At 43.6% G+C, this 13,376-nt stretch carries 13 protein-coding genes; 6 read left to right on the top strand and 7 right to left on the bottom strand.

Going from position 1 to position 13,376, the window contains the following annotated elements:
* Positions 1–58 precede the first annotated feature (58 nt).
* The 4 genes from KXV15_RS05025 to KXV15_RS05010 form a co-directional block, all read right to left on the bottom strand.
* The gene (locus KXV15_RS05025) at positions 59–826 is read right to left on the bottom strand and encodes a MotE family protein (RefSeq protein WP_240007059.1); all 768 of its coding nucleotides are present in this window, start codon (positions 824–826) and stop codon (positions 59–61) included.
* Positions 827–828: 2 nt separating this feature from the next.
* A complete protein-coding gene (locus KXV15_RS05020; RefSeq protein WP_240007058.1) occupies positions 829–1,401 on the bottom strand; it encodes a DUF6468 domain-containing protein in 573 nt (190 codons plus the stop codon).
* Positions 1,398–2,426 (bottom strand): flagellar motor switch protein FliM, encoded by a 1,029-nt coding sequence (fliM, locus tag KXV15_RS05015; RefSeq protein WP_420830570.1) that lies wholly within the window; start codon positions 2,424–2,426, stop codon positions 1,398–1,400. Before fliM ends, KXV15_RS05020 begins: the two co-directional genes overlap by 4 nt.
* 92 nt (positions 2,427–2,518) lie before the next feature.
* Positions 2,519–3,178 carry a flagellar basal body-associated FliL family protein gene (locus KXV15_RS05010; protein ID WP_240007056.1) on the bottom strand — a complete coding sequence of 220 codons (660 nt, stop codon included), beginning with the start codon at positions 3,176–3,178 and terminating at the stop codon, positions 2,519–2,521.
* Between the two features lie 268 nt (positions 3,179–3,446).
* On the opposite strand from KXV15_RS05010, the gene flgF reads away from it, so the two are divergent.
* The 4 genes from flgF to flgH are packed head-to-tail and all read left to right on the top strand — an operon-like array spanning position 3,447 to position 6,596.
* The gene (gene flgF, locus KXV15_RS05005) at positions 3,447–4,178 is read left to right on the top strand and encodes a flagellar basal-body rod protein FlgF (protein WP_240007055.1); all 732 of its coding nucleotides are present in this window, start codon (positions 3,447–3,449) and stop codon (positions 4,176–4,178) included.
* 7 nt (positions 4,179–4,185) lie between these two features.
* Positions 4,186–4,974 carry a flagellar basal-body rod protein FlgG gene (flgG, locus tag KXV15_RS05000; protein ID WP_240007054.1) on the top strand — a complete coding sequence of 263 codons (789 nt, stop codon included), beginning with the start codon at positions 4,186–4,188 and terminating at the stop codon, positions 4,972–4,974.
* Positions 4,975–4,993: 19 nt separating this feature from the next.
* The gene (gene flgA, locus KXV15_RS04995; protein WP_240007053.1) at positions 4,994–5,830 is read left to right on the top strand and encodes a flagellar basal body P-ring formation chaperone FlgA; all 837 of its coding nucleotides are present in this window, start codon (positions 4,994–4,996) and stop codon (positions 5,828–5,830) included.
* 13 nt (positions 5,831–5,843) lie between these two features.
* Positions 5,844–6,596, top strand: coding sequence for a flagellar basal body L-ring protein FlgH (gene flgH, locus KXV15_RS04990; protein ID WP_240007052.1), 753 nt, complete (start codon positions 5,844–5,846; stop codon positions 6,594–6,596).
* A gap of 175 nt (positions 6,597–6,771) precedes the next feature.
* Here the strand turns inward: flgH and KXV15_RS04985 are convergent, their stop codons facing one another.
* Genes KXV15_RS04985 through KXV15_RS04975 form a run of 3 tightly spaced genes read right to left on the bottom strand, consistent with a single transcriptional unit; the run spans position 6,772 to position 9,180 of the window.
* Entirely contained in the window at positions 6,772–7,239 is a 468-nt protein-coding gene (locus tag KXV15_RS04985) for an excalibur calcium-binding domain-containing protein (protein WP_240007051.1), read from the bottom strand.
* Between the two features lie 58 nt (positions 7,240–7,297).
* Positions 7,298–7,744: a hypothetical protein gene (locus tag KXV15_RS04980; RefSeq protein ID WP_240007050.1), complete on the bottom strand. Its 447-nt coding sequence runs from the start codon at positions 7,742–7,744 to the stop codon at positions 7,298–7,300.
* Positions 7,745–7,803: 59 nt separating this feature from the next.
* Positions 7,804–9,180 (bottom strand): class II 3-deoxy-7-phosphoheptulonate synthase, encoded by a 1,377-nt coding sequence (locus KXV15_RS04975; protein ID WP_240007049.1) that lies wholly within the window; start codon positions 9,178–9,180, stop codon positions 7,804–7,806.
* Between the two features lie 214 nt (positions 9,181–9,394).
* Between KXV15_RS04975 and KXV15_RS04970 the strand changes: the two genes are divergently transcribed.
* Both KXV15_RS04970 and KXV15_RS04965 read left to right on the top strand, forming a co-directional pair.
* Entirely contained in the window at positions 9,395–10,651 is a 1,257-nt protein-coding gene (locus KXV15_RS04970) for a 6-phosphofructokinase (RefSeq protein WP_240007048.1), read from the top strand.
* A 198-nt stretch (positions 10,652–10,849) separates the two neighbouring features.
* Positions 10,850–13,357, top strand: a complete 2,508-nt coding sequence (locus KXV15_RS04965; protein ID WP_240007047.1) for a TonB-dependent receptor — start codon at positions 10,850–10,852, stop codon at positions 13,355–13,357.
* Positions 13,358–13,376: the final 19 nt, after the last annotated feature.

Genomic DNA, 13,376 nt, shown 5'->3' with positions numbered 1-13,376 from the left:
TAGATAAACTTAGAAGTGAAACCGTTACCCGTCTAAAAAACACTTTATTCCTTAAATCCTATTTTGTTGGGCCACCTGCCAATTGCGCCGGACCTTTATTTGCGGCTTGTGGTGCGGCTGCTTTTGGTGCCGCAGCAGGCGGCGTATTTTGCGCCATTTGCATTGGTTTTGCGTCAGCCATTTTTTGATCAAGATTGCCGTTATCAATCTGTGCAAGTTTTGCGGTAATTCCCCGCGCACGTTCTGGTGAAACTTTGGCAAGAATTAATGACAATGATTGGTTTTTCATGCGTGACGCAATTGGTAACAGAACATCATCTGGCATACCTTCCCAAACCTTTGCGGCATCTTTTGGCTTCATTTTTTCATAAACGGCAACAAGGTTGGCAATACGTTTTTGCTCCATTTCATCGACTTGACCAAGCAGTTTTTGAATATTAGCTTCGACACCTTTAAGGGTTTCGATGCGCTGCATAACGATTGCATCGGCGGTTTTAACCACGCCTTCACGGGTAATAATATCCGCTTCACGCTTATCAAGTTGTTGACGACGGTCTTGAAGGGCTTGCAATAATTTAAACTCAGACGCCGAAATACCGCTTTCTTTTGCCAAATCAGCAGGAACACAAGATGCCATTTGATTGGCATTTGGGTTGGCATCGACATAAGCCTTTGATGGATCACCCCCCTTTGCTTCACCACCTTTTTCTTCTTTTTTTTCGGCTGATGCGAAGGCATTATTCGCCTTTAGCAAAAAGCGACCGCCTTCTACTGCACCAACGCTCATTAAAACTATTGCCAATACGCTTAGGGGTTTTAATTTCATTTCTACCTCAATCCGCCCCAATTAGTGCGGCGCGAATTTTCTGATGAATAAGAATCATATTCGGAACGTGGGCTTTCGGCACTTCTGCGGCGGGCATATTGCGGACGGTCACGTTCATAAAGATATTCATCATCTTCAAATCGTGATTTTAATTCCCGACGATTAACAGAAGGTTGAATTTCTTCTGCAAATTCTATCGGTGGCAGTCCTTTTGGCTCTGCACCACGTGGATTGAACGTATTTGCCCCATTATTAACCTCTGTAGGACGCAGATTCTTCTGAACACTTTGCAGAAATTTAAAGCCTTCAACCATTTTTTGGGCTTCTGCAATTTTTTCATTAATATCTTCGATTTGCGTAGAAGTGTCGGTTTTTAATTCTACCAAGGCTTCTCGGGCATTTTCAACAGCCTTATTTAGTTCGATAATAGTGCTTCGAACGCCATCAGTGCCGTTTTTCATTTTGCTTAGCTTGCTATCTACGCGCATGAATAAAATGCCGACCCACATCAATGCCAGCACCAATAACAATTGTGCCGCTGGCCCTGCAAATTGTGCGATTAGTGCATATGTCATCGTTTAAAAATCTCCGCTTTGGTGGATTTGGTTAAAGCACGGTCAACGCGAATTGCGATGGATGAATTCATCCGTCCCATACGCCCTTTAGTAAGTGGGATTTCACCGCACCGAAGCTCGACCGGGCTGTCTTGGGTTTTGTTAAGAAAGATTGTCTCGCCAACTTTTAAGTTAAGCATTCTGCCTAATGGGACTGGTAATTCGTCAATTACCGCCTCAACATCCATATTGGTTGACCATAATTCGTTCGCCAAGTGGCCTTCCCAAATGTTGTCACGGCCGAATTTTTCACCCATGAATTGCTGGATAAGCATGTTACGAATTGGTTCAAGTGTTGCATAAGGCAACAATAATTCTACACGTCCGCCGCGATCTTCCATGTCGATACGCATTTTCACCATAATTGCCGCGTTCGCAGGGCGGGCAATTGCCGCAAAGCGCGGGTTGGTTTCAATACGGTCAAGGGCAAAATCAACATCGCGGATTGGGCGGAATGCAGCACGCATATCCTCCAAGATGACGTCAATCATCTTGGTCACAAGCATGCGTTCAATGGTGGTATATGGGCGCCCCTCGATACGCATCGCAGTTGTACCGCGACGCCCACCTAAAAGCACGTCCACAATCGAATAAATAAGGTTGGAATCAACCGTCATCAAGCCATAGTTATCAAGCTCTTTGGCACGAAATACCGCCAAAATCGCCGGCAATGGAATTGAATTCAAATAGTCACCAAAACGAATTGATGAAATATGGTCTAGCGATACTTCAACGTTATCTGATGTGAAATTACGCAATGAGGTTGTCATCAACCTTACGAGACGGTCGAATACAATTTCCAACATTGGCAAACGTTCATATGAAACGAGTGCCGAGTTAATAATGCCATGGATGCCACTGTTACCAGCGCTACTATCATCGCCTAAATCAAAGCCCAAAAGGCTATCGATTTCATCTTGGTTTAATACTCTTTCAATGCCGATAGAAGTCGATGAAATGGACTTGCCACTTTCGTCACCGACCATGGCCTCCCATTCGGCGACAAAGGCATCATTGCTGCCTTCGGCAGCTGCCATTTCCGCTTCCCATGCGGCTGCCATATCGTCTTGATCAGCCATTAGTTCACCAAAATCTCTTCAATTAAAACCGCATCGACATGTGCCGGTGCAACCGCCAAATTAGTTCGCTTTAATAATTCCAATTGTAAGCGCGTGTATCCAGCAGAACCTTGAATATCCTCTACCCGCAATTCACGCAGAAACCCTGTATATTGATCTTTGATGCGTGGAACCGCAGGTTTGATTGCGTCCGCAACCTCGGCATCCTTAACCTGTAAGGTCAGGCGCAATTTTAAGAAAACAGCACGATTGTCATTTGTCGAAATATTAACGACCATATCCGGAAGTGTTAAGAAAGTTTCGCCATTTGGCCCTTCGGAGGTTTTGATGCCATCAGCAGCTTCAGCACCGCCGCCACCTTCACCGCCACCGCCATGGCCGCCTTTTTTCTCTTCTTTCTTTTCACCCTTTTTCTTGTCTTCTTTGCCGTGCCCCTCTTTGCCGTCTTTGGCTTCTTTTCCATGCGCATCTTTTGACGCTTCAGCAGCAGGTTTCTTATTAAAAACAAGGAAGTAAGCAGCAGCACCGCCGCCGCCCAATAGCAAAATTGCCGGCAGGACAATGAATAAAATTAATGCTTTGCCCGAAAGTTTTTTCTTTGCGGGTTTTGCGCCTTCTTCACCTTCCACTTCTGGGGCTTCTTCTTTTTTGTCTGCCATTTGTGTTCCCGAGAATCAAATTTTTATCAAAAAACGAATCGTTAAGTTTTAAGGTTAACGCCTGTGAGTTAATGAAAAGTATTTAAGTCGGCAAAAATTGCCGACATTTTCATAAATTTTTCTTTTTAACTGCATTAATAGGTAAATTTTTACCCTTTAAGATTTAGTTAACCATTCAGAATATTGTTTTTATTGTGTTTTTTATTGGCACACCAATTGCAGAACTATTTCCAACACAAAATGTGTAACGACAAGAATATGGCGTAATATGGATAATGCGATTTTAATCACACTTTCGGCACAAAATGCCTTGATGCGCAAAATGGAAATTGCCGCAAACAACATGGCAAACGTGTCCACTGCTGGCTTCAAGGCCGAAGAAGCTTTGTTTGAACCGATTACAAAACGCCCTGCAAGAATCGCCGAAAACCCAACAACAGTTTCATTTGTTCGCGATTATTCAATCGCCCGCGATTTTCGCCCTGGAACCCTTACACAATCTGGAAACGCGCTTGATGTTGCCTTAACTGGCGATGGTTTTTTTGCCATCAGAACCGCCGATGGCACTGCATACACACGTGATGGACAATTTACACTTGATACAACTGGTCGCCTTGTTACCCATGATGGCAAACCTGTTCTTGATAATTCAAATAATGAAATCACCCTTAATGTTGAACAAGGTGAGCCATTAATTGGTAAAGATGGAAACATTCGTCAAAACGGCGCATCGGTTGGGCAAATTGGTGTTTTTAAATTCAACCGCCCCGGAACATTAGAAAAAATCGGCGACAATTTATTCAAACCAACCAGTGAAACCGCGGCTCCTGCGGAAACCTTTGAAGTGGTTCAAGGTATGGTCGAAGGTTCAAATGTTAACGCCGTTCAGCAATTGACCGATATTATGGAAATTTCCCGCGCCTTTGAAAGCGCAACAAAACTACAAAAACAGGCCGAGGATTTACGCTCCAAAGCAATTGATAAATTATCGAAAGTATAGGTGAAACATGCGTTCAATGAACATTGCAGCAACCGGTATGGCAGCGCAGGCACTTAATGTTGATGTTATCTCAAACAACATCGCCAACATGTCAACTACTGGCTTTAAACGTCAAAGGGCAGAATTTCAGGATTTGATTTATGAAAATCTTGAACGCCCAGGTGCATCGACATCTGATGCCGGCAACGTTGACCCAACCGGGGTTCAGGTTGGTTATGGTGTAAAGGCAGGTTCGGTTTACCGCGTTGCTAAACAGGGTTCATTAACCCAAACCAACAATCCGTATGACCTTGCGATTAATGGTCGTGGTTATTTTCAGGTACAAATGCCAGATGGCACCACCGCATACACACGCGCAGGAAACTTTTCATCTTCGCCAGATGGAACAATCGTAACCGGTGACGGCTATACAGTTATTCCGCAAATTCAAATCCCTGAAAACGCGACCGATTTTTCAATTTCCAAAGATGGCACCGTAACCGCAACTATTTCTGGGCAAACGGCGGCACAAACATTGGGGCAAATTACCATTGCCACCTTTATCAATCCAGCCGGTCTTGAATCAGTTGGTGACAACCTGATGAAAGAAACTGCCGCATCTGGTCCGGCAACAGTTGGCAATCCAAATTCTGAAGGTTTTGGCAATTTAAACCAAAACTATGTCGAAGCGTCAAACGTTGATCCGGTTTATGAAATTTCATCACTTATTGTTGCACAACGCGCTTATGAAATGAATTCAAAAGTGATTACTGCCAGCGATGAAATGATGCAAAACACCTCGAGCATTCTTCGTTAATAGCTAAGTGAGTAAGCAAATGACAAAGTTTAGATTACCATCAATCATTGATATAATCGCCGCAGCAATGTTGATTAACATGCTAGGTGGCTTTGCGTTTGCAGATGGTCTGGCACTAAAATCAAATGCAATTGCCGAAGGTAAAGATGTTACCATTGGCGATTTATTTGATAACGCAGGGGACAAGGCAGGAATTATAATTGCACGCGCCCCGCTTGACCGTCATAAATTAGTGTATTCAGCAGATTCATTGCAATTCAAACTTAGAAGCCTTGGCATTGAATGGGCAAATAGCGAAAAGGTGCGTGAAGTAACCGTTTGGGGGCGTGATGCATCACTTGGCCCTGATGGCGATAAAAAATACGCACAAGTTAACCTAAGCCGTAATGCCGCCAATCAAAACGGCCCAAATAATGCAAAAGAAATCGCGGTTTTAAACCGTGAAGTTCCGCGCAATGAAGTTATCACATCTGATATGATTGTTTGGACGCGCGTAAATGATTCAATGGCAACTGGAACCTTGGTTGATGCCACAGATATAATTGGCAAAACCGCAAGCCATAATCTTTCGCCCAATATGCCATTACGCAACAGTGACCTTACCCAAACCATGTTGATTAAAAAAGGGCAAGGCATTGTATTGGTTTATGAATATGGCGCAATGCGCATTACCGCCACCGGAAAAGCACTTTCAGATGGTGCAAGAGGTGCAAATATCAAGGTTGCCAACTCATCATCGAATGGTGTGGTTGACGCAATTGTCGAGGGCAATGGTTATGCCCGCGTCATCCAAAATTCAGGTATCCAAAATTCTGGCCCACAAACCGCAAACCCACGCCTAAGCGCGAATTATTAATGGTGAAATCGATATGAACAATGCTTTTAAATTAATTGTGATTGCTTCACTTTCTTTGCTTGCTACTGGCTGTGCATCAACTGTTGATGAAATTAAGAACGCCGGAAAACCCCCTGCATTAACCCCGATTCAAGATCCGCAAATGGCGGCGGCTGGTCGTCGTCAAGTGGTTATGCCAATGCCAGATGCAACAGATAACCGGACTTCATCCAATTCATTATGGCGCGCGGGCGCAAAACAATTCTTTGCCGACCCACGTGCATCTAAAATAGGTGATATTCTAACCGTCAATGTCACAATTAATGACAATGCCCAAATGAATAACACCACAACCGGTAAAGAAAGCTCAACCAAATCTGGCGGGGTTTCAAACTTCTTTGGTCTTGAAAAACTACCTGGGAAAATATTGCCTTCTGGTTATGACCCAGCAAATATGATTGGCACATCTTCTGCTGGCGCGTTTTCTGGTTCTGGCGTGGTAAATCGTCAGGAGAAAATGTCACTAACCGTTGCGGCATTGGTCACACAGGTTTTACCAAATGGCAATCTTGTGGTTGCGGGTCGCCAAGAAGTGCGGGTTAATAATGAAATTCGCGAATTATTGGTTTCAGGCATCGTAAGACCGCAAGATATTTCATCTGCCAACACCGTGCTTCACACCCAAATGGCAGAAGCAAGAATTTCTTATGGCGGCCGCGGTCAATTGTCTAAATATAATAAACAACCAGTTGGTCAGCAAATTTTGGAAACTATATCGCCTTTCTAATAAAAATTTGCCAAGGGCAAATTTGCTCTTCGTTTTACGGAAAACCGCTTCACACTTTTCCTAACTCATCGCGGTCAAATACTGCATCATTAGGTGAGCGTTCAGAAAATGCAGCGAAAAACGCGGTTTCGGATTTTTATTTACATATATAATAAAAGCCCCCTTTGGGGCTTTTTTAGTAAATTGCTTCACAGGCAATGCCATCGCCATCGCCATCCATTTCAAGGCGATATGCGGCCTCATTTGAATATATTGGTGCAGCATGGTCTGCATAAGCAGCGGCGCAATTGCGATAATATCCTGCTTTATTTCTATTTTGAGAAACTAAATGTCCCATTGTCGGTTCATCAACTGGTTCATCATTTCTAATTGGATTTGATTTTAATTCCGCAATTTTCTTGTTTATTGCCCGTGCTTCAGCATCACGCGCGTCAACATCGCTTTCATCAATATTTGATGATGCAACAAAAGTCTGTGGTTGGATTTCATTAGTTTTTGTTAGAGATATTTTATAACCCAACAAATTTGGTAATTGTGACAAAGCCAAAAATGCAAAAGCAGCTATGCCAAAAATCTCAAGAAGCCCTAATCTGCGCGCTCTTTTATATCGTGGTGCAAATTTATTACGAAATTCTTTTTCCATGTATCAAACATAGAAATACAATCCTAAATTTTCACAATAAAAATAGATATTATTTTATCTATTTACCCAATGCGTTAATTAGGGCTTCGGGTTTTTGGGTTCCGATATAGATGATTTTACCATCTTTCATAACCAGCTTTACCGATTGATTGCCATTGGCATTATACATAATTCCACCCTTGCCATAGCGGATGCCCCAGCCACCAAAATCACGTAGTGGGCTATATGAAAATTGTTCGGCACTTATGATGTCGGCAACCGCAATTTTAGTTTTTAATAAAACAGGAATCTTTAGGCTTATGTTTTTTGCATCAATCTTGGTTTCAAGATTAAACCCAAAAAGCATGGTCGCAACCAAACCAAGAATAATACTCATAATCAGGCTAACGGCCATTTTCGCGCCGACTGGAACCACAATATATTCAATGATGGCAAGCAAAACCATAAAGGCCAAGATTGCATATATCATTGGTCTTGAGCCAGATTGAACTTCTGAAAAAACCATTACACCCTCTATATTTTAAATAAAATAAAAGCCCTGTCTTACAGGGCTTTTAAATTCATTTACAGACCAGCAGCAGCCATTCTTTGTTCTTTACGCTCGGTGCGTAAATTTCCGGCAATCTCAAAAGCAAGTTCCAAAGATTGGCTTGCATTTAGACGCGGATCGCAATGCGTATTATAGCGTGATGGCAATAAATCTTCGGTTACTTCGATTGCACCACCGATACATTCGGTAACATCGTCACCAGTCATTTCAAGGTGAATACCACCAGGATATGCCCCTTCGGCATGAACGATATTCATGAATTGAACTACTTCACTCATGACGCGGTCAAACGGACGGGTTTTAAAGCCATTGGATGAAGTGATGGTGTTTCCATGCATCGGGTCAGATGACCAAATAACATTTTTACCAGCAGCAGTAACTTTGCGCACCATTTCAGGAAGGTGATTAGCAATTTTATCAGAGCCAAAACGCGCAATTAATACTAGTTTGCCTTCTTCATTAGTTGGGTTCACGCGGTCAATAAGCGCAAGCAATTCATCACCAGTTAGTGACGGGCCGCATTTAATACCAATTGGGTTTTTAACACCACGACAGTATTCAATATGCGCATCATCAAGACCACGGGTTCTATCACCAATCCAAAGCATGTGTGCCGAAGTTGCGTAATAGCCGCCAGAGCCAAACAAGCTGTCTTTACGGGTCAATGCTTCTTCATAGCCAAGCAATAACGCCTCATGCGATGTAAAGAATGAAACCGTGTCGGTCGCGATATTCGCTTTGCCCATTGAATTAATGAAATCAAGGCTTTCAGAAATATGGTGACAAAGTTTCAAATAATCTTCCTGCACCTTATCTTGTCTTTTGATAAAGTTAAGGTTCCAGTCATTGATATGCGCCAAATCGGCATAACCACCGGTCGCCAACGCACGAAGAAGGTTCATGGTTGATGCAGATTGGTTATAGGCCTGTAATAATCTTTGCGGATCTGGAAGGCGGCTTTCTTCATTAAATTCAAGGCCGTTGATATTGTCACCGCGATAAGATGGCAATGTTACGCCATCAATGGTTTCAGTTGGCGAAGAACGCGGCTTGGCAAATTGCCCTGCGACGCGACCAACCTTGACCACATGTTTACCACCGGCAAAAGTCAAAACCACCGCCATTTGCAAAAACACGCGGAAATAACGGATTACGCGATCTGCCTCAAATTCACTGAATGATTCAGCGCAATCGCCACCTTGCAACAAAAAGCTTTCGCCACGTGCAACTTTGGCAAGTTCTTTTTTAAGCTTTTCAATTTCACTAGCGACCACCAACGGCGGTTTTTTGGACAAAGTTGCCTCAACCTGTTGCAATGCCTCAAGGCTTGGGTAATCGTTCGGAATGTGCTTGGCGTTTTTTGCACGCCATGAGTTTGGAGACCAAGTCATTTCATAAAATCCTATTATCGAGGTGCGATTTAGCGACTTGGAAACAAAATTGCAATGATAAAGGCAAAATTTTCCCATAAGACATTGGAATCAATCACAGTAAAAGCCACAACGAAAGCCCAAGTGTGACAAAACATTTATTGACGCGTCAAAATAGTTTGCTAACAAGGCTTAAATATTTAATTGGTGGCATATTTAATAGAAGGGTTCGGCAATGGTCAAAAATGCTTTTTACGCGCAATCAGGTGGTGTTACTTCGGTTATTAATGCTTCGGGTTGTGGGGTTATCGAAACCGCAAAACAACATCCAGATAAAATTGGTAAAGTTTATGCAGGGCGCAACGGCATTATTGGCGCATTAACCGAAGATTTGATTGATGTGTATCAAGAAAGCGATGAAGCAATTGCCGGTCTTCGTTATACGCCATCTGGTGCATTTGGCTCTTGCCGTTTCAAATTAAAATCTTTGGAAAAAAATAAACGCGAATATGAACGCCTTATCGAAGTATTCAAGGCACACAATATTGGCTATTTCTTTTATAATGGCGGCGGCGACAGCGCCGACACATGCTATAAGGTTTCCCAGCTTTCGGAGGCAATGGGTTATCCAATTCAGGCAATTCACGTTCCTAAAACCGTTGATAATGATTTGCCAATTACCGACTGCTGCCCTGGCTTTGGCTCTGTGGCAAAATATATTGCGGTTTCAACCCGTGAAGCATCATATGACGTGCGTTCGATGGCGCTTACTTCAACCAAAGTATTTGTGCTTGAGGTTATGGGTCGCCATGCAGGTTGGATTGCCGCTGCCGGTGGTCTTGCTGCTGATGAGGATAATGACATTCCTGTGGTTATCCTTTTCCCAGAAGTTGAGTTTAACCAAGAAAAATTCTTGGCAATTGTTAAAGCCAAGGTTGAACAATATGGTTATTGTTCGGTTGTGGTTTCCGAAGGTTGCCATTACCCAGATGGTCGCTTCTTGGCAGAGCAAGGCACAAAAGATGCCTTTGGTCACGCGCAATTGGGTGGTGCCGCCCCTGTGGTCGCCAATATGGTAAAAGAAGCATTCGGCTATAAATTCCACTGGGCAGTTGCCGATTATTTGCAACGTGCGGCACGCCATTTGGCAAGCAAAACCGACGTTGAACAAGCATATGCATTAGGTAAAGCAGCGGTTGAATTTGCGGTAGAGGGGCATAATTCAATCATGCCAACCATCGTGCGCAAATCATCTGTGCCATATGTTTGGGAAATTGGTGAAGCAAAACTTGCCGATGTTGCCAATGTTGAGAAATTCATGCCGAAAGATTTCATCACGGAAGATGGCTTTGGCATAACACAGGCGTGCCGCGATTATCTAAGCGGGCTTATCCAAGGTGAAGATTACCCACCATATAAAAACGGTATGCCAGCATATGTTACATTGAAAAATGTGGCGGTGGATAAGAAATTAGAAAAATTTGATTTATAATTAAATCACAGACACAATATAAATATCAAATCTCCAAAGCCCGAATGTCATGTTCGGGCTTTTTACCTATGCGCGACAATAGGTTGCATTAGCTATTGCTTAAATATCTTACAGAAACGTTGCAATTCAAAGGGCTTATGTTACACAATTGTTAAAAATGGGGCGTAATAAAAAACCGCATCCTTGGAGGGAAGAAATATGTCTAATTTAAAGGCGCATTTGATTGCGTCAACTGCCATTATTGGCCTTGCAATTATTCCACAAATCTCATTCGCACAAGATACTACACAAGCCAAAGAAGAGGTCGTTATTGTTACGGCGCAAAAACGCTCGCAGGCAATTGAGAAAGTTCCGACATCTATTTTTGCCCTCGGTAGTGAGAAGTTAAACCGCCTTGGCATCACCAAGTTTGACCAGCTTGCGGCATTCACCCCAGGTATTCGCGTTCAAGAGCAAAGCGCAAACAATTCGGGCTTTGTGGTTCGCGGCATTACCACCGACAGCGGTGCAGCATTTGACGAACCGCGCGTTGCAATTTTCCAAGATGGCGTTTCGGCATCACGTAACCGCGGGGCATATACCGAACTTTATGACCTTGAACGTGTGGAAATTGTAAAAGGTCCACAAGCCACCCTATTCGGTCGTGCGGCAATGATTGGCGGCATCAACGTAATTCAACATAAGGCCGATGTTACCGGAATTCACGCCGGCCTTGAATTAGGTGGCGGCGAAGACAATTATTTCCGCGCCCTTGGCATGGTAAATATGCCAATTATTGAGGATAAGGTTGCAATTCGTATTGCCGGAACCATGCGCCAACGCGATGGCTGGACCGACAACACCCTTGGTGGCGACAAGCTTCAGGGGGCGAAGGTAAACGCAATGCGCGGTGTCCTAAGTGTGCGCCCTGATGATACTTTAAAAATGGATTTCATTTACAATTATCACCACGATAAAAACAGCGGAACCGCATTTAAATCAGGAACTTTTATCCCTGATGGCGGTACCATAAGCCCTTATTCACCGGCGGCATTAAACAGATCTTATGCAAACTTTGAAAATGGCAAAGAAATCGGTCTTGATCGCACCGTAAACACCTTTACCTTCATTGCCGAAAAGAAATTGAACGAAAACTTCACCCTTACTTCAATCACTGGCTATCGTGATTTTGAAGCATTTGAAGCATTCGACCCCGATGGCAGTGCAATCAACCTTATGCAAGGTGCAGAAGACGCACACGGCAAGCAATATTCACAAGAATTGCGTATAACCTTTAAAGACAAAGGCCCAATCGAAGGTTTTGCCGGCGTATCTTATATCAATGAAGATAACAGCACCCGCTTTGCCTCACAAATGGATGAACATTATCTAACCGCATTATTGTCTGGTTATTTAATCACCACCCCAACCCGCTCTACACCAAGTGCCGCAGAAGCACAGGCAATTGGTATTGGTTTCTTGCAAGCCGCAGGTTTTTCAACCCCTTATGCCACCGCATTATATAATAGCATGAAAACCGAGCACCGCGAACAATACGTCAATTATTCGCAATCATCATCTTATGATTTTTTTGCCGATGCAACTTGGCACGTAACCGATAAATGGGATGTAACCGGTGGTCTGCGTTATACAATGGATAATAAAAAGTCTGGTCTTCAAGCTGACTTGCTGAATGGCCCAAGCCGCCTTGGCAACCTTTTGGTGGCTTCAACCCTTATTTCCAACGGAACGGCATTGGTTAATGCCGGACAAACCGCAACCGGTATGGCGTATATAAACCAAGGGCAGGCACTTGTGACCGCGCTTTTAACCGGTGGGCAATTGGCAAATTATGGCGCATTAACCCAACCAACTGCATTGGTTCAGAAAAAGGATAATTTTGACGGCTTTGCAGGGCGTATTGTAACCCGTTATGAGTTTGACAAAAATGCCAGTGTTTGGGCATCTTATGCCCGTGGTCGCCGCCCAGAGGTTATTTCAATCAATGCTGGAAACCTTCCTGGTACAAGCGTAAATATATCAGAGCTTCCGGCAGAAACCGTTGATTCATTTGAGATTGGCGGCAATTTGCGCACAATGGGTGGCAAATTAAAACTTAATGGTTCGGTTTATTATTATAAATACGAAAACTTCCAAACCCAGTCTTATTCAAATGGGCAACTTGTGACCATTAACGCAGGCAAGGCAAATGCACCGGGTGCAGAAATTGCGGCCGAACTACGCCCAATGGACAATTTGGAAATGTTTGCAACCTATGCCTATAACCACGCGCGTTTTGACGGTGGTGCATATGATGGCAACCAATTCCGCCTATCACCAGATAATGCGGTTTCTGTTGGTGGCACGTGGACAATTCCATTGAATGGCATGGGGCGAATTATGATAACCCCAACCTATACTTGGCAGTCGAAAACCTTCTTCTCGGATGATAATGACCGCCGTGACTTGCAACCACCTTTATTGGCAACTGCACCACTATTGCGTGACCGCGCAGTTGATGAATATCAAGACGCTTATGGTCTGGTTAATCTATCGGCAAAATATCAAAGCGAAAGCGCCCTCTGGAGTGTGGAAGTATTTGCCAACAACCTAACCGACAAGGAATATCTTCTTGATGCCGGTAATATTGGTGATAGCTTGACTATCCCTACATTCATTCGCGGCGCACCGCGTTTGGTTGGTGTGAACTTTGCGCTTAAATACTAATATCTTAAGCTAACAAACA

It is taken from the genome of Pseudaquidulcibacter saccharophilus (assembly GCF_019455445.1).
Classification (GTDB): domain Bacteria; phylum Pseudomonadota; class Alphaproteobacteria; order Caulobacterales; family Aquidulcibacteraceae; genus Pseudaquidulcibacter; species Pseudaquidulcibacter saccharophilus.
Note: the sequence above shows the minus strand (reverse complement) of the source record. Positions and strands in the feature narration are given on the sequence as shown.